This is a genomic window from Bacillota bacterium (genome assembly GCA_012837335.1).
Lineage (GTDB): Bacteria > Bacillota > Limnochordia > Darwinibacteriales > DTU012 > DTU012.
Window position 1 is genome coordinate 35202 of the sequence record DURM01000078.1, and the last position, 18117, is coordinate 53318.

General features: G+C 48.4%; 14 protein-coding genes. 8 read left to right on the forward strand and 6 right to left on the reverse strand.

Annotated elements, in window-relative coordinates; genetic code table 11:
* Positions 1-9 precede the first annotated feature (9 nt).
* Genes GX019_10675 through GX019_10685 form a run of 3 tightly spaced genes read right to left on the reverse strand, consistent with a single transcriptional unit; the run spans position 10 to position 2215 of the window.
* Positions 10-171 carry a hypothetical protein gene (locus GX019_10675; GenBank protein HHT37626.1) on the reverse strand — a complete coding sequence of 54 codons (162 nt, stop codon included), beginning with the start codon at positions 169-171 and terminating at the stop codon, positions 10-12.
* 59 nt (positions 172-230) lie between these two features.
* Positions 231-1403: a glycosyltransferase family 4 protein gene (locus GX019_10680; GenBank protein ID HHT37627.1), complete on the reverse strand. Its 1173-nt coding sequence runs from the start codon at positions 1401-1403 to the stop codon at positions 231-233.
* 17 nt (positions 1404-1420) lie between these two features.
* Positions 1421-2215, reverse strand: coding sequence for an extracellular solute-binding protein (locus GX019_10685; protein HHT37628.1), 795 nt, complete (start codon positions 2213-2215; stop codon positions 1421-1423).
* Positions 2216-2315: 100 nt separating this feature from the next.
* Here GX019_10685 and rnhA point away from each other — a divergent pair, with 100 nt between their 5' ends.
* Both rnhA and GX019_10695 read left to right on the forward strand, forming a co-directional pair.
* Positions 2316-2774, forward strand: coding sequence for a ribonuclease HI (gene rnhA, locus GX019_10690; GenBank protein HHT37629.1), 459 nt, complete (start codon positions 2316-2318; stop codon positions 2772-2774).
* A gap of 58 nt (positions 2775-2832) precedes the next feature.
* Positions 2833-3933: a prephenate dehydrogenase gene (locus GX019_10695; GenBank protein HHT37630.1), complete on the forward strand. Its 1101-nt coding sequence runs from the start codon at positions 2833-2835 to the stop codon at positions 3931-3933.
* Here GX019_10695 and queG read toward each other — a convergent pair.
* Complete coding sequence (gene queG / locus GX019_10700) at positions 3927-5027, reverse strand: tRNA epoxyqueuosine(34) reductase QueG (GenBank protein ID HHT37631.1); 1101 nt, start codon at positions 5025-5027, stop codon at positions 3927-3929. The genes GX019_10695 and queG overlap by 7 nt on opposite strands.
* A 60-nt stretch (positions 5028-5087) precedes the next feature.
* Complete coding sequence (locus tag GX019_10705) at positions 5088-5312, reverse strand: NifU family protein (GenBank protein ID HHT37632.1); 225 nt, start codon at positions 5310-5312, stop codon at positions 5088-5090.
* Positions 5313-5476: 164 nt separating this feature from the next.
* On the opposite strand from GX019_10705, the gene GX019_10710 reads away from it, so the two are divergent.
* The 6 genes from GX019_10710 to GX019_10735 all read left to right on the forward strand — a co-directional run bounded on the left by GX019_10710 (position 5477) and on the right by GX019_10735 (position 16975).
* Positions 5477-6931 (forward strand): hypothetical protein, encoded by a 1455-nt coding sequence (locus tag GX019_10710; protein HHT37633.1) that lies wholly within the window; start codon positions 5477-5479, stop codon positions 6929-6931.
* 24 nt (positions 6932-6955) lie between these two features.
* Positions 6956-9211, forward strand: coding sequence for a DEAD/DEAH box helicase (locus GX019_10715; protein ID HHT37634.1), 2256 nt, complete (start codon positions 6956-6958; stop codon positions 9209-9211).
* Between the two features lie 150 nt (positions 9212-9361).
* Positions 9362-11077: an ABC transporter ATP-binding protein gene (locus tag GX019_10720; protein HHT37635.1), complete on the forward strand. Its 1716-nt coding sequence runs from the start codon at positions 9362-9364 to the stop codon at positions 11075-11077.
* Positions 11078-11089: 12 nt separating this feature from the next.
* Positions 11090-12859, forward strand: a complete 1770-nt coding sequence (locus GX019_10725; GenBank protein HHT37636.1) for an ABC transporter ATP-binding protein — start codon at positions 11090-11092, stop codon at positions 12857-12859.
* A gap of 95 nt (positions 12860-12954) precedes the next feature.
* On the forward strand, positions 12955-13527 hold the full coding sequence (locus tag GX019_10730; protein HHT37637.1) for an HDIG domain-containing protein: 573 nt from the start codon (positions 12955-12957) through the stop codon (positions 13525-13527).
* A 31-nt stretch (positions 13528-13558) separates the two neighbouring features.
* On the forward strand, positions 13559-16975 hold the full coding sequence (locus GX019_10735; protein ID HHT37638.1) for a DUF4982 domain-containing protein: 3417 nt from the start codon (positions 13559-13561) through the stop codon (positions 16973-16975).
* 51 nt (positions 16976-17026) lie between these two features.
* On the opposite strand, the gene GX019_10740 is transcribed toward GX019_10735, so the two are convergent.
* Positions 17027-17284, reverse strand: coding sequence for a hypothetical protein (locus GX019_10740; protein ID HHT37639.1), 258 nt, complete (start codon positions 17282-17284; stop codon positions 17027-17029).
* Positions 17285-18117 lie beyond the last annotated feature (833 nt).

The window sequence follows — 18117 nt, forward strand, 5'->3', positions numbered from 1 at the left end:
AGAGCTGGGTTACCCCGGCTCTTCTTTGTTTTTGACCTGTTTTGGATTTAGCTTCTGCTTAGTTTGGGCAGATTTAGCGAACGAATAATTATCAAAGTCATAGTTATATCCATAGAGATCATATTGGTAGTCGTAAATCCGGTGAGGATTGATTATTCTCTGCTTGGACAAGATGATTCACTCCACCGTGAGGCTCTTTATTACAGCCTATGAGGGGAGGGATGAATCTGTTAACTGACTTTTTCTTGTTCTAAGGTTTGGTCGTACACAGTGATCAGCTGCCTGGATGTATTTTCAATGCTGTACAGCTGAGCTGTTTTAAGGGCATTTTCCCGCAGCTCCTGCCATAGTGTTCGGTTGGTTAAGATCAATTCGGCTTTTTCAACCAGAGCTTCAGTGGAATTTTCAGTTAAGAAGCCGTTGTAGCCATCTATAACGCTTTCACTGGAACCGGTGGCATTGACCGCTACGACCGGCACACCCCCTGCCATGGCCTCAATCATGACCAAACCCTGGGTTTCGGTAGTGGAGCTGAATAAAAACAGCTCAGCGCCGCTGTAGCAGTGGACTACCTCTTTGGCATCAACTGCGCCGGTAAAGGTAACCTGCTTCTCCAAGCCGTGAGCTTTGGCCATTTTGACGAGGTTGACTTTTTCTGGACCATCCCCTACAAATACCAAGTGGAGATCTGCAATTGATTTATTCAGCTGCAGAAATGCTTCCAAGATTAAGCGGGGACTTTTTTCTACTGATAAACGTCCCACATACAAAATGATCCGCTGGTGCTTCGGTATCTGATACTTATGACGGAGCCAGTCAGGATCAGCCATTTCATACTGGCTGAGATCGATCCCCGTCGGTACGATGGTGATCGGATTTGTGATATGATAAAGATCCAGGATATAGTCCTTAACCAGTTCGGTTGGGGCGATGATATGATGGCAGTGGCGAAAATAGCGTTTGAGATAGCTCGTAATCATCTGCTTGGTCAATTTTTGCGGACCGGGTAAATAATGGCTGTATTCCTGATATAATGTATGATGAGTAAATACAAGCGGAATGCGGTTTCTCCGCGCCAAGATTGCTCCTAACTGTCCTGTGATAAATGGTGAATGGGTATGAATAATGTCGATGTTGAGCGTGCGAATCAGCCGATCTGCTTTTAAGGAGATGGGAATCGGCAGCGCGTAGGAAGGACAGGTAGGAGCAGGAAAGGAATGAAAGCGGAAGACCTTAATCCCATCCTGCTCACTGACATTGGCCATCTGTTTTTTCGAATACTGTGGTGCAAAGATGTAAACATTGTGTCCGAGCGCGGTTAATCCGCGGCTGAAGCGCTGAATTGAGCGGACAACACCGCTTATATACGGGGTGTAGCTGTCAGTAAACATTGCAATGTTCATAAAAAGGGCTCCTTTGCTTATTCAGTTAAGCTCAAGAAGGTATCGACATCGACCATATACTCCGGATCCAGAATATGAGCCTGCTCTTTGAGCTCTGTTAAATCTCGGCGGGGCATCTCCTGCAGCAGATAGCGCAGCACTTCGACAGCTTCATATGGATGGGGAGTGTGGACAAAAATACTAATTACCCTCAGCTGAGAAGGATGCTGCACACCATAGACAGGATTATCGCTGTCCCCGAGCTGATACATTGCTCCGATCTGATCCAGCATTGCTTCATAGCGGTCATAGGGAAGCGCAAAAATGTCCGGAGCATCGCCGCCTGCCATGCGCACAACCAATTGGTTTTCAATCATGCTGCGCGATGATGTCTGCAGTTCAATATAAATATCGCTGCTTTCGGCATTAAAATCATTAATAATGCGGTTCAATTCATTCTGCTCATCCAGTGATGCTTCAAACAGAACATAAATTTTGGTCCGCCCCGCAGCCGGATCCGGTGGTTCTGGCCACAAAATAGAAACTAAAATAACAGCAAGTACGATCCCGAGTCCCAGTAATATTCTATGCGGCGGGATTGGGGGAGGTGGACCATCACCGGCAGATTTTTCACCGACCACTGCTTTGGCGACCTGGGCGCAGCCTCTGCGGCCGCAGCCGCCATTCTGCTTCCAGCAGTCAGCATGGTGGACTGCGTGACAGCGGGGACATTCGACAATTTCAGCACCGATTTCCAGTTTTTGTTCACACTTGGCGCAGCTCTTGCCCACATGGCGGGAGTCTTCAGTGAGAACTTCCAGTTTCTCTACCACGGTTTCACCTCCTAAGTATAATAGTGGATATATTTTAAATTTATCATACTCCGTCCGAAATGCCAAGAAAAACGAAGAATCCATCCAAGGAGTGGTAAACATGACGCAAAAAACAATAGAAATCTACACCGATGGTGCCTGCAGCTGCAATCCCGGTCCGGGAGGTTGGGGGGCAGTTATTATCTATCATGATCATATTCGTGAAGTAGTTGAAGAATACAGCGGTTATGTGCCGAACACGACCAATCAGAGAATGGAGCTGACCGCTGCTGTCGAGGCTTTAAAGCGGCTGAAAACTCCCAGCAGAGTTAATCTTTACTCTGACAGCGCTTACCTGGTTAATGCTTTTCTGCAGGACTGGTTCTCCGGCTGGTTGAGGCGGGGCTGGAAAAACGCCAGAAATCAGCCGGTGAGCAATCAAGATTTATGGGAAGAACTGCTGGTATTAGCCAAGAAGCATGAAATCACGTGGATTAAAGTGAAAGGCCACAGCGACAATTTCTGGAACAATCGCTGCGATGAGCTGGCGCGGGAAGCGATCAAGAAGGGTTTGGAATAGTTTAGTCAAATATTACAGTTTAATGGACTGTGAATTAGGAGGAGTACCCGTGGCTGTAATCTTTGATCAGATGGTAATCATCGGAGTCGGTTTGATCGGCGGCTCCTTAGGAATGGCGGTGCGTAAGCACGGGCTGGCTGATAAAGTTGTTGGTATCGATCTTGATGAGAACAGTTTGCAAATGGCCAAAGAATTAGGAGCTGTTGATACATACGCGCTTGATTATTCACCGGTGCGGGATGCAGATCTGGTTGTCTTAGCCGCGCCGATTTTCTCCAACTTAAAAATCTTGGAAAACATCCGCGGGTACCTGGCGCCACAGGCTGTGGTCACTGATGTGGGCAGCACAAAAAGTGAATTTGTAGCTCAGGCAGAGCAGCTTCTGCCCAACAACGCCTTTGTGGGTGGGCATCCTATGGCAGGGGCGGAAACAGCGGGTGTTGGCGGAGCAGATCCGTATCTGTTTGAAAATGCTTTTTATCTGCTGACTCCAACTGAGACAACTGATCCGCAGGCGCTGGGACGGGTGAGAAATCTAGTAGAAGGAGTTGGTGCCAGAGCTCTGGTCCTGGATCCGGACACTCATGACAAAATTACCGCAGCGATCAGTCATCTGCCTCATCTTGCGGCTGCCGCCTTGGTGCAGACAGCAGCTGAGCTCGCTGGAGAACATCCCATGACTTTAGCTTTGGCTGCCGGGGGCTTTAAGGATACTACCAGAGTTGCTTCAGGCAATCCCGGTTTGTGGAAGGATATCTGCTTCAGCAATAAAGAGCAGGTAATTGCCATGATTGATCGCTTCACAAATTGTTTAAACGAAATGAAGCGGGCTTTGGCCGAGGAATTAAGACCGGATTTTGAAATGCAGCTGGCAGCGGCTAAAACTGTTCGCGATCAGATTCCGGCGAAAATGAAAGGCTACTGGCCTTTCTTAGATGAGATTATTGTTACCATTCCTGACCGTCCGGGTATGATTGGACAGGTAGCAGCTATTTTAGGCGGGCAGGACGTAAATATAGACGATATTGAGATTCTTAGGGTTCGGGAAGGCGAAGGCGGCACATTACGACTGGGCTTTGCTAAAATCGGGTCGGCAGAAAAAGCGGTCCGGATTCTCAAAGAGCATGGATTTCCGGTACGGGTTCGGAACGCTCACTGACTGGTTAAAGCTGATTCAATTTCAGCTAATACCTGCAGATCCGTTTCTTTGGTTTTATGATCAGCCAGGATTTCCCTGGCTTTTTTGGTGCCAATCTTTCCCAATGCCCAGGCAGCAGTGCCCCGCACAACCCGTTTGGGATCCTCCAGACTGGTTTTAAGCTCGGAAACAGCTTCGCCTAACTGGAGATTTCCGCACACGATCGCAGCGTTGCGCTGGATTACGCTTCTGCCGCGCCAGCCCATGGGTGTATCGCCAAAGCGATGCTTAAACTCCCGATTGCTGATGTTTAACAGCGGGATCACCGGGATGCTCTGCTCGTCTTTGGGAGCAAACTCCAAATGGGAACAGGAAGGAGCCTGTTTGTTAATGGGGCACACCTGCTGGCAGTTATCACAGCCCCACAATTTAACGCCGATTTTTGCTCTCAGCTCAACCGGAATAAAGCCCTTCATCTGGGTTAAGTAAGAAATGCAGATATACGGGTTGATCCGATACGGGGCAAACAGTGCTCCGGTTGGACAGGCTTGAATGCACAGATCGCACTTATCACAGGGAGATGCTGATGAAAAAGGATGAGGGTTGATTTGCGGCAGTTCCACATCCACAAGGATGCTGCCTAAAAAGATCCAGGATCCAAATTGGGGATGGAAAACACAGCAGTTCTTGCCCCGCCATCCAAGCCCAGCCCGCAAAAAGATAGCCCTGTCTAGGGTGGGTTTAGTATCAACACAGACAGCATAGTTCTTAACGCCGAGGTTTTTTTGCATCCACTCTGCCAGTGTTTCCAGCTTGTGGGTCAGGACTCGGTGGTAGTCAATACCCCATGCGTAGCGGGAGAGCAGCCCGGACTGAGGACTTAACTTCGGCAGCTCAGTTTTGTAGGCAATTGCAGTACTGATGATTGTTTTTGCGCTCGGCAGCACTGCTTTGGGATCAATCCGAATCTGGAGATCCTGCTCGGTAAAATCGGGATAATGCCCTTCGCTTTTTATTTTCTCTAAATGCCACAGGCATTCTGTGAATTTCTCCGCATGGGTAACAGCGACCGCGTCTAACCCCAGCTGTTCTGCTTCTGCAAAAAACTGCTCCACTCTTAAACCTCCCTTAAAAAGCAAAAGGTAGGCGCAGACCGCCTACCTTATCATCATCTACTAGTTAGCAGCCTCAACAGCTGTGACTTCCGGAATCTGCTGTTTGAGAATGCGCTCAATACCTGCTTTTAAAGTTAATTGGGACATGGGGCACCCAACACACGCACCGGTTAAACGAACAGTAACAACATTGTCCTCATTAATGCCAACCAACTCTACATCTCCACCGTCGCCTTGAATTTGGGGACGGATTAAGTCCAGCACTTTTTGCACTCTTTCTTGCAGTGTATTCAAGAAAGGCACCTCCTTCGCATTAATTATTACTACATTGATAAGTATACACCTTTCGCCAGTGATTTACAACACCCTTGGCAATACTTTGCCCATTGGGTATTTATTGGCTTTCCAGGCAGGATATTTCCGCAGAACCGTTAATATAGAAGTTAGATTTGGTGGATAAGGGAGGCAGACGCGTAATGTGGCACGATTATTTAAGGCATGCGATTACAACTAAACTTAACTGCAGGGTATTTGCCGGATTTAATGCAAATGTTGACGTAGTTATTAAGCTGAACGCAGACATGATTGCCGGCATCATGAAGCAGGAACCACAGATTTTGGACAATCCTCCTGCGGAACCAACCGAAGTGTGGCCTGTCACTACCAATACTGAGTTTATGGCTCTGCTTAAAGAGTGCATCAAGGTAGGTAAATCCCACTACGGGGTCATGGACAGCAAGCTTGGTGATTGGTTTAGTCAGGTCTTTCTGCAGCGTTCGGAGGCGATGGGCGGACAGGCTGGAATTATTGCAAACCAGATGGCAGCTTTAGGAGCCACCAGCTCCGTTTACAGCCCGGTCTTATCGTCGAAACAGGCTGCCAGTTTTGACTCCAGGGTATTATATCCCGAGGTAAACAGCGGCATTACCTGGATTCCGGTTCGGGAATCAGTTAATGATCAGTGGACAAAACTTAATTACATTTTTGAGTATGCTAAAGGAATTACTTTTAAATTTGGCGATGAAGAAATCACTTCACCTCGAGCTAATCGCGTGATTTTAGGTACACGCAACCCGAAAGCGGCAATGGGATTTGATCCGGAAATAGCGTCCCATTTACCTGAATTAGGACAGACTATAGATGTAGCTTTTATGGCTGGCTACCACCACGGCCGGATTGAAGGGCGGGCAGAAACTTTAGATGAGTACATTAAGCTGAGCAGTGATGACCTGCTGCGCCTTAAGTCCAAGAATCCGGAATTAAAACTGCACTTAGAATATGTGCCTATGCCCGATGCGGATGACGAAAAGAAACTGCTAAAAAGTCTTGCGCCTTTGTTTACCAGTTTCGGAATTAATGAAAACGAGATCCGCCGGCTCTTAGCAGGACTCGGGTATGGTGAATTAGCAGCCGAGATTGCAGAAAATGAGAGAGCTTTCAGCCTCTACAAGGGAGCTCTCGCGGTGGCCAGGGAATTGAACGTTCCCCGTATCCATCTGCATAATCTTGGTTATTATGTAGTTGTACTCATGAAACCTTATGGAGTTGATCCGGAGATTGTGCGGCAGGCCTGCTTGTTTGCTTCCGCGGTTAATGCAGTGAAAGCTATGCAGGGAGGCGCGGTGCCGCTGGAAGATGTTGATCAGATGGTTGATTATCCGTTAAGTGATGTTGGTATGAAGCAGCTGCAGGAATTTGTCAGCGAAGCGCAGAGTTTAGGACTGCCGGCAGGCGAGGCAGTACTTGCTACAGGCATTATGGAACTGGATGACCACTGGGCTTTGGTTGTCCCCGCCCATATCGTCCCGAACCCTGTCAGCACGGTGGGTATGGGTGATACAGTCTCTTCCAGTGCCTACGCTGCGGAAATTTCGCTGGCAGCAGCTGCCCAACGCGGCAGCTAATCTGGGATTATAAGGAGGATTTCTTTGAGTAATAACGGCACAACTCAGGTTTATCGCGGTTTTGTACTCGACCCCTTCCAGCAGGAAGCAGTAGAGTACATTGATCAGAATTATTCTGTCCTGGTTGCCGCTCCAACCGGTGTGGGTAAGACCTTAATTGCCGATTACCTGATCGAAAAAATCTACAAAGAAAATGGGCGGGTAGTTTACACCGCGCCGATTAAGGCGCTCAGCAACCAGAAATTTAAAGAGTTTAAAGCTATTATGGGCGAAGACGCAGTCGGGATCTTAACCGGTGATGTGGTGATCAATTCCGAAGCTCCGGTATTGATTATGACCACTGAGATTTTTCGCAACCTCCTTCAGCAGTCTCCTGAGCGGGTTGCCGATGTGCGCTATGTGATTTTTGATGAGATCCACTACATCGATGATCCAGAGCGGGGCAGCGTGTGGGAGGAAAGCTTGATCTTCATGCCGGATACAATGCGGTTTTTAGGCTTAAGCGCTACTATTCCCAATGTGGAGCAGCTGGCGGAGTGGATCGGCCAGACTCAGCGGCAGGAGATTAAGATCGTCACTCACTTTGAGCGGATTGTGCCCCTGCGCCACTATATCTTTGAAAAAAGCATGGGTGCTGTTCCAGTTAATCAGTTTCGCAAGCGGGCTAAAAAGGTTTTGGGCAGGATCAAGCAGGCAGACGGCTATAAAGTTCCTGCAACTACCCATGTGGACCTAATCGAAGAAATAAAGGATGGGTATCTGCCTTGTTTGTTTTTCACTTTCAGCCGCAAAAAAGCTGAGTTAAATGCTATTGAGTTGGGAGCTGACAACAGCTTCCTGACAGTTAATGAGCGCAGAGAAGCGGAGGCTGTCATCGATGCAGTCAGTGCCCGTTATCCGCGCATCTTAAGTGAGCGGTGGAAAGGCCTGCGCAGCCTGCTGCTCAAAGGCATTGGCTACCACCACGCCGGAATGCTGCCGGCTCTAAAAGATGTGGTTGAAGAGTTGTTTACCAGGCGTTTAATCAAAGTGCTGTACTGTACCGAAACATTCGCAGTGGGGCTGAATTTCCCCTGCCGCAGTGTTTGTTTCGATTCCAGCACTAAGTGGGACGGCCGGTCGTTTAGGGCGATTACCAACCGGGAATACTTTCAAATGGCGGGACGAGCCGGCAGGCGGGGAATTGATACCGAAGGCTTTGTGTTTATGCTGGTTGATTTTAATTATTATGATCCACATGATCTGCCCAGCATGAAAGAATCCCAGATTGAACCGCTTCAGAGCCAGTTTGCCCTGACCTATAACTCGATTCTCAACTTAATTAAAAACTATGATGATGAGCAGATTTACCGCATCCTAGGCCAGAACTTTGCTACATACCAAGCTCTCGATGAGCGGGAGTTTCTCAGGGAGCGGATCGATGATTTGAAGGCAGAGCTTGATCAGTTCTGCGAGCATACTGACCAGGAAGCCTGCCCAGCAGTCTTTGAGCGGATGCTCCGTCAGCAGAAACAGCTGCAGAACCGGTTGCGGAAGGAACGCTATCCGCGGGCAAAAAGGCGTCTGCGCCAGCAGCTGGCAGCCATTAATCAGGCTATTAACGAAACAGAGGTTGTGGACTGCCCGCAGGAAACGCAGCGCGAGTGCCGCAAAGACAGCAAGCGCTATCGGAAACTGGTCCACCGCTATCAGAACTTAATCAAGCGGGAGCAGCAGATTGACCCACAAAGCCGGTATTACCAGGAGTATCAGGATAAGAAAGCTCTGCTTCAGGCTTTAGGTTATCTGCAGGGAGATAAACTTACCAGTGCCGGAGAGTTTGCCAGTCACATCCACGGCCACGAGCTTTTGATTACCGAGCTGTTTATGGAAGGCTGGTTCCACAAGTACAGCATTTCCGAGCTGAATGCTCTGGCGGTAGCGATTGGCTATGAACCGCGCCGCAATGAAACTAAAATTCGGCATAAGCTGAACTTTACCCCCGCCTATAAGCTGGTATTCCAGCTTGCCAACATGGAAAAACGGTTCTTAGGATTTTCAACGGTTGAATTTAACGACCATATTGCGGTTCTAGCTTACCGCTGGTCCCAGGGAGAGAGCTTTACTGTGCTGATGGAGGCATCGCAAATTGATGAAGGTGACTTAGTATTTGCGTTCCGCCGCGGCATCGATCTGCTGCGCCAAGTTCGCAACGTCGCGGCAGAAGATGCTTATCTGCGCAACAAACTCAAGGAGTGCATTGCCCGCATGGATCGGGATCAGGTTTCAGTAATGCTCTAGCATGAAAAATATTATTTTTTGAGATAAGACTGCTGTGTTAGAACGGCAGTCTTATTTTCATCTCAGCCTTAAGGAGGAAAAATATCCGTTCCTCGGACCGTAGCCCGACCCAGCTGTTCCTGATATCCTCTAATCAAGGAGGTTGAGAATATGCAGTATTTTAAGCAGTTATTAGCGGATCTCAAACAGCACCGCCCACTCTTGATTTTAGCGTTACTCTGTATTTTGGTAGAAGCATTAGCGGATCTGAGTGTAGCAGCAGTTCTGCGGACCGGAGTTGATGCAATTACCGGTGGCAGCTATCAGGACCTGCTCGCTGTCGGTATCTGGTTTACAGTAATTACGGTTGTGATGACGGGCGTTGTTTTTGTAAGAAGGCTGGCATTAGGCCGCTTCGGCGAGCAGGCCGGGGCGCAGATGCGGCAGCAGGCTGTGGAAAAGCTCAATCGGCTGCCGATTTCGTATCTGGAGCAGCACCATTCCGGTGATTTGATCAGCCGCTTAACCAATGATGTTACCCTGGTAAGAGAATTTCTGGCAGGCGGATTGATGCCCCTGATTTACTTTCCTTTATCTGCGGTTGGGGCTTTAATCTATTTATTGATCATTAACTGGCAGCTGACCGCAGCGGTGATAGTTGTCACACCAGTCTTGGCAGCGGCGGTAACCTTAATTTCTAAACCGATTCATCAAGCCAGCCGCCAACTGCAGGACAGCCTCGGTGATATCAACAGCCAGGTTCAGGACAGCATCGCCGGCAGCTTTGAAGTTAAGGCCTTCGGGATTGAAGTAGAGCGGGAGAAAAAATTCCAGAGCTTTGTAAAAAGAAGCCTGCAGCACGGCTTAAAACTAGGCAGGCAGCAGAGCTTGATGCACGCGGTTTCCTACCTGGTTGGACTTACGCCTTTTCTAATCTGCTTCGGATACGGCGGATATTTGGCGATTTCCGGCCGGCTTTCGATTGGTTCCTTATTTGCTTTTATCAATCTTCTTAACCATGTCAGCAATCCTTTAACCGCACTGCCCCATTATATCGGCCAGTATCACCGGGCAATGGCAGGATACGGCCGTATTCAGGAGCTTTTAGAGATTCCAGAAGAACCGGTAGGGGGAGTGACCGATCCCGCGGATAACGACACTGCTTTGGAATTTTGTGGTGTCAGTTTCGGTTATGGAGAATCAGAGCTGTTTAAAGATCTGTCATTTCAGATCAAAAAAGGCGAGATAACAGCATTAGTCGGTCCCAGCGGCTCAGGGAAATCAACAATCTTTAAGCTAATTACCGGGTTCTATCGTCCTAATTCCGGTACAATCAATATTTTCGGCCATGAATATGCGAAATGGGATCCCCAGCAGCTTCGGAGCCGCATCTCGTTAGTTACTCAAGATCCCTTTTTATTCCCCACAACAATCAAAGAAAATATCGCTTTTGGAAGGCTGGGTGCCGATGATGACCAAATTGCTGCCGCAGCCAAGGCGGCAGCGGCCCATGAGTTTATCCTCCAGCAGCCGCATGGATACGACACAGTTGTGGGTGAAAGGGGGAGCCGCCTATCAGGCGGGCAGAAGCAGAGAATTGCTATTGCCAGAGCATTTTTAAAAGATGCGGAGCTTCTGCTCTTAGATGAACCAACTTCTGCCTTGGATATGGAAGCGGAACACCTGGTTCAGCAGGCTTTGGAGAGGCTGATGCAGGACAAAACAACCCTTGTCATTGCCCACAGGCTGTCTACGATTAAAAACGCAGATCGGATTCTGGTGATTGATCAGGGACGGATTGTTGAAGCGGGTACCCATGAGGAACTCCTACAACTTAAAGGAACATACTACCGCCTATACCAAACCCAGCTGCAGCAGGCTGGTTGAGGAGGAAGAAGAATGAAAAAGCGTACTTTAATGAGGATTATCAAATACATCAAGCTCAAGCCGCTTTACTTTATTTCCTTAACAGCAGTTAGTCTGCTGTCCTTTGCCATCAATTATATTGTGGCTGCATTTTTTGCCGACATGTCCGCAGCGATGGAGTTAGGAGATTTGGCAGTCCTACTTGCAAAACTGACTCAAACAGCTTGGCTGCTGGGTGGAACCGCTTTGGTAGGCGGAATCAGCTACTATCTGCTTACATATGTGGTCAACCGCACCAGCGCAAACTTCCGCACCATCACTTTTGCGAAAATCCAGCGGCTTCCCGCCAGCTTTCTGGAAGAAAACCACAGTGGAGATTTAACCTCCCGGGTGACTAACGACCTAAAAACCCTCGAGTTAGTTTACAGCAGCAATATTCAGGCAATCTGCCAGAGCGTGCTGAGCGGTACCGCCGCATTAGCGGTGATGTTCATCCGCAGTCCGGAGCTCGCTGCCTTTACTATTGGCTTAGGCTTGATCTTCACTTACCTTAACGCCCGTTTTGCTAAACTAGTGCGGAAGCTCTCAAATCAGGTGCAGGAGCGGTTGGGTAAGCTTACGGAAAGGCTCTCAGATCTATTGGCTGGAATGCAGACTACCCGGATTTATGGTTTGGAAGCGAAGATGAATAACGATTACTGCGAGGAAAACCGTTCGGTGCTGGCATTGGCGGATAGGCGAGTTCGCTGTAACGCAGCTTTGGGTTCAGTCAATTTCTTTACCAGTTTTCTCAGCGCTGTGGGGCTGATGATTATTGGCGGCTTCTTCGTTTTCAGAGGACGGGTAGGCTTTGGTGATATTGTTTTCATGGTGCAGATGCAGAATGATGCTATTCGGATGTTTCGCAGTCTCGGCGACCAGATCACCCAGATCCAGACCGGACTGGCGGGAGCAGAGCGGGTGCTGGAACTTTTAGATCAGCAGGAAGAGCCGGTCAGGCTGCCTAAACCGGTATCAATCAAGCCAAGTAGGACCAGAACCGCTGCAGATGCGTCAACCGCGGTAGAGATTGCCGGGCTGGATTTTTGCTATCCCAATGGAGAGCAGGTGCTGCGCAAGCTTAACTTGACAGTGCCAAAAGGCCAGATGTATGCCCTGGTTGGTCCGAGCGGTGGAGGCAAGAGCACTATTTTAAAGCTGCTGTTAGGGTTTTATGCGCCGTCAGCTGGTGAGATTGTGATTGATGGACGCCCAATCTATGATTTAAGCCTGGAGGAACTTCGCGGGCTGACCGCTTATGTGCCGCAAGAAAGCTATCTCTTTACCGGGACCATTGCCGAGAATATTGCATACGGCAGCCCAAACGCAACCATGGACCAGATTGAAGCCTGCGCCCGGGCAGCTTACGCCCATGATTTCATTGTTCAGCTTCCCAATGGATATGATTCAAAGGTCGGTGAGCGGGGTGCTTATCTGTCGGGAGGACAGCGGCAGCGGATTGCCATTGCCCGAGCGATTTTAAAAGATGCTCCAATTCTGCTTCTTGACGAAGCTACCTCAGCGCTGGATTCTGAATCTGAATATCTTGTCCAGAAAGCCTTGGAGCGTTTGATGGTTGGCAGAACTACAATCGCGGTTGCCCACCGCCTGTCCACTGTCGAAAAAGCCGATCGGATTGTGGTTATCAATCAGGGGCAGGTGGCAGAATCAGGAACCCATTCCGAGCTGCTCGCTGATCCTAACAGCCTTTACAGGTACCTGCATCAGCTTCAGTACGCAGATAAACAGTGTCTCGTTGGGTAGGGTTAGGCAGGACTTTCCAGGACTTAGTGCGAAGTACCATCTTGATATTCCACATAATTTCAGGACAATTATCATAGGATTTGGGGGGATTGGATATGGCCCAATTAACGCGTGAGCAGGCCTGGGAGCTGTTAACCGAGTATAATCAATCCGACGCGCTGTTGAAGCACGCCCTAGCTGTAGAAGCAGTGATGCGCCATTTTGCCGCCAAACACGGCGAAGATGCGGACAAATGGGGTGTTATCGGGCTGCTGCACGACTTGGATTATGAAAAATATCCTGATGAGCACTGCCATAAAAGCGCAGAAATCATGCGCGAGCGAGGCGTTGATGAAGAAATCATCCACGCTGTGTGCAGCCACGGTTATGGAATCTGCACCGATGTTAAGCCTGTTCACTTCATGGAGAAGGTTCTCTATGCTATAGATGAGCTGACCGGTTTAATCAACGCGGTCTGCTTAATGCGGCCTTCCAAAAGTGTTTTGGATTTGGAAGTCAAGTCTGTTAAGAAGAAGTACAAGCAGAAGAACTTCGCTGCCGGTGTAAATCGGGAAGTAATTGAAACAGGCTGTCAGATGCTGGGTGCAGATTTAGATGACCTGATCCAGGAAACCATTCTCGGGATGCGCACAGCGGCTGAAGCGATTGGCCTGAAAGGCAATCAATAGGAGCCAATAAAATTACAGGGAGGTAATTTGGTTGAATCAGAAGCGGCTTTTTAACGATGGGTGGGAGTTTGCCAAGAGCAGTTTGGACGTTGCTGAACCGACCAATTTGGAATTTCAGCCCATCGATCTGCCTCACGACTGGTTAGTTCACGATACCTTAAATCTCTATGAAAACAGCATTGGCTGGTACCGCAGAAAACTGGTCTGCGAAACCAAGCCCGAACACCTGCTGCTGTATTTCGAAGGTGTCTATATGGATTCCACTCTGTACGTCAACGGCGAGTTGGTCGGGGAGTGGAAGTACGGCTATTCCTCCTTTGAGCATGATCTGACTGACTTTATTATTGAAGGCGAAAATGAAATCTTAATGAAAGTGGTGCATCAAGCGCCGAACAGCCGCTGGTATTCGGGAGCGGGAATTTATCGCGACGTGTATCTGATCACCCGCGGCAGTAACTACATTCCTACCGATGGCACTTATGTATCGATTAAGCCTGAAGACGGCAGGTGGCGGGTAGAAATTGATACCGAGCTGGTGCTGAAAGATGATGCAGAACTAATTCACACAATTTATGCCCAAAATCGGGTCATGGCTGTTTCTAAAAGCTTAGTTAAAGCTAAGGGTGGACAGCAGATAGACTCGCAGGTCTTGTATGTATCTGATCCGCGGCTCTGGAGTCCAGACGAACCGAATGTATACCGGTTGGTGAGCGAGCTTAAACCGGCAGGCAGCGCTCAAGCGGTGGAAACCATTGTTCAAAATGTGGGCTTTAGGGAAATTGTTCTTGACCCGAATCAGGGCTTGATCGTTAACGGCAGGAAGATGAAATTAAATGGGGTGTGCGAGCACCATGATCTGGGAGCGCTGGGCGCAGCGTTTAATAAAGTGGCGCTAGAGCGGCGGTTTAAGATACTTAAAGAGATGGGTGTAAACGCGATTCGAACAGCCCATAATATGCCGGCGCCGGCTTTAATGGATCTTGCAGACAAGATGGGCTTCTTTATTGTTAATGAAGCTTTCGATATGTGGGAAAAGCGCAAAACCCAGTACGACTATGCCCGGTTTTTCCCTGATTGGGCAGAGCGGGATGTGCGCAGCTGGGTGCGGCGGGACCGCAATCATCCCAGCCTGCTGCTTTGGAGTATCGGTAACGAGATCTATGATACCCATGCGAGCGAGCGGGGGCAGGCAATCACGAGAATGCTGCGGGATTATGTGAGAGAGCATGATCCGAAAGAAAACGCTCAAGTTACAATCGGCTCCAACTATATGGCGTGGGAAAACGCCCAAAAATGCGCTGACATCTTAAAAATTGCGGGATATAACTACGCCGAAAGGCTCTACCAAGAGCATCATGAAAAATATCCGGACTGGGTAATCTACGGCAGTGAAACCAGCTCAGTGGTGCAGAGCCGGGGCATTTATCATTTCCCGTTTGAGCAGCAGATTCTGGCTGATGATGACGAGCAGTGCTCAGCTCTTGGAAACAGCACGGTAAGCTGGGGGGCTAAGTCAGCGGAGTACTGCATTATCGCGGAAAGGGATCACCAGTTCTCCTTAGGCCAGTTTTTATGGACCGGTTTTGATTACATCGGTGAGCCGACTCCATACCGCACCAAGAATTCATATTTTGGGCAGATAGATACTGCTACATTCCCGAAAGATTCCTTTTATATCTATCAATCTGCTTGGACCGATTACAAAACCAATCCCATGATTCATATCTTCCCCTATTGGGATTTCAACCCGGGTCAGATTATTGATGTGCGGGTCTGCTCGAATGCGCCGAATGTTGAGCTGCAGCTGAACGGCAGAACGATCGGCACCTTTGATATCGACCACGAGCATGGGGATCAGTTAATCGGCTGGTGGAAGGTTCCTTACGAGGAAGGCGAACTGAAAGCAATTGCTTATGATGAAAACGATCAAGTGATTGCCACAGCAGTGAGAAGATCGTTCAAAGATCCCAAGAAGATTATTCTTAAACCAGATAAGTACCAGCTACAGGCCAACGGTACTGATCTGATCTTTGTTGAGATTTCCATGGAAGATGAAGATGGCAATCCGGTAGAGAATGCCACTAACCGCGTTGAGGTTGAAGTCAGCGGTGCTGGCCGCCTCCTCGGTCTCGATAACGGAGACAGCACTGACTATGATCAGTACAAAGGCGTAAGCCGCAGGCTGTTCAGCGGCAAGCTGATGGCAATCATCGGTGCTAAACTCGAACCTGGAAAAATCCAGGTGCGGGTTTCATCTAAGGGACTGCCCAGTGAGATCCTTGAATTCGAGGCACTGCCGGTTGATCCAAGTGCAGCAATCGGTGTTTCGGCTCTGATGGAAAACCAGGCCAGACCAATCGTGATGGGAAGCAGTGAGGAAGTTCCCGTTCGCAAAGTCGAGCTGCACTGCGATCCGGATCGGGTGCTGACCAAAGATCGAAAAGAAATCACGGTTCAAGCCCGCATCTATCCGGAAAATGCTTCTTACCAGGAGCTGGAGTGGAGCGTGGTTAATGATCTGGGAATTCCGGTGCCTTACGCTGAGGTAGAAGCAGATGGCCATCAAGCTGTAGTGAGAGCATTAGGAGATGGTAAGTTCCGGCTCCGGTGCATTACCACCAACGGCAGCGACAAGCCGAAGCTCATCTCTCAGCTGGAGTTTGAAGGTGTGGGCTTAGGGGCAGTAGCTAAAAGTCCTTACGAGTTTGTACCCGCCGCGCTCTATGACTACGGTGAAGGAGAACTGGGCAGCGGTAGTGAGCGGAGCATTGCGACTCCACTGCATCAGCGAGCAGTTCTGGGCTTTAAGAACCTGGATTTCGGTCCCGATGGATCCGATGAGATTACGATCCCGATCTTCTTCAACTCCCGGGCTGAAGTTAGGATTGAGATTTGGGACGGCGTGCCGAACCAGGAGGGCAGCCGGAAACTGTTAGATGATGTTTATCAGAAAGCGCCGAAATGGATGGTGTATCAGCCTGAAACCTACCGCCTCAACAGACGGTTGAGGGGACCTAACGACATCTACCTCGTTGTATATGAGCGGATGCAGATTAAAGGCTTCGAGTTTACTGAATCGCCGCGAGCTTTTGCTCAAAATCGCGCTGTGGAGCATGATCAGCTTTATGGTGATACCTACACCATCAAGGAAGACACGATTGAGGGGATCGGCAACAACGTCTCGTTGGTGTTCGAAGACATGGACTTTGGTGATTCCGGTGCTGATAAGCTGGTAATATACGGCAGGGCTCCCCAAGGCAAAAATACCATTCACATCAGCTTTGCCGATGAAGATGGAGAAACCCGCCAGATTATCGAATTCCCTGCATCTGAGGAATACCAGAAACTGGAGTTTCCGATCGAAAAGGTGACCGGGAAGCAGACTGTTACCTTTATCTTCCTGCCCGGTTCTAACTTCGATTTTGGCTGGTTTAAGTTTAGTAACTAAAGCGGGATAAAACGAAGAGGGTGAAGCGTTAAGCTTCACCCTCTCTTTGTGCTAGGAGACTCGATCCTGTTCTTGAAATTCAAGTTCTACTGTTTTTGTTAGTAAGTCGGCGTAGGTGTAAGATGCATTTTTAACAGCTGCTGTTTTGTCCAGTTTGACAACAAAGTGCCTCGGATAAGTTTCAGCAACGATACCTCTATTAATCGTCTTCTTCTTACGACTGTGATTGACGGTTAAAACTACCTTCTTCCCAAGATTCTTGTCCATGAATGTACGGATTTGATCAATTGTTAGCGGTTGACCTGACATCAACGTCTCCCCCTTCATTCATTGAATTAATGCTGAGCCATTAAGCTTCGACACTAGACTTCCGCATTCGACCGTTCACCACAAGTTACCCTTATTAACGACATTAAACTGGTATATTGTCTGGAATTTGACTTGTGCAGACCGTGTCTCAATGTCCATCAAGTCTTACATGAGGATTGGGACGTTGATTATGTGATATTTTGCAGCATTGAGTAGCAGTAAAGCGGAATATGTTAATCGGAAAGTTAGCGTGGATGTTATTGCAGATTTGCATGCGGTCCATCTCCTTTCAACTATTATGAAATCAAAAAGCGTGATCTACTTTTAACGACATCTTCTAAAGTAGATTCACGCTTGGAGTACTCCTACGAGGTTAGCTGACGGATTAGGACACCCAAGTTGCCCCTCTTGATAATACTATCAAGATTCACCCCTAAAATCGGTTCCCCCGCTTCATAATAATTGAATTCGGAGATTATGTTGTGTCTTAAGTATACCAGAAAAGTGAGTAAAAATCAAATCTGCAGTATACGACGCTGGGAGCAACCACAAGGTATTGTGATTTCTTGCCTCAGCTGGTATATTCTTTCGTATGAAGCAACTCATTTTTATGGGGTCTCTTGACAATTTACAAAAGAATAACTTAAAAAATCCTAAAAATTAACACCGGTCTGCTCCTAATTTGCGTGGAAATGTCATAATATGTATATTTTAGAAAAAAACAACGCTAGGGTTATAATTTGGTTCTGCAATAGTGCTAAAAGACGGCAGATTGTCAACAACTTGAGCTGATAGATCTCTATACCAAAAATAAGATAGGACGCTGGATTAAC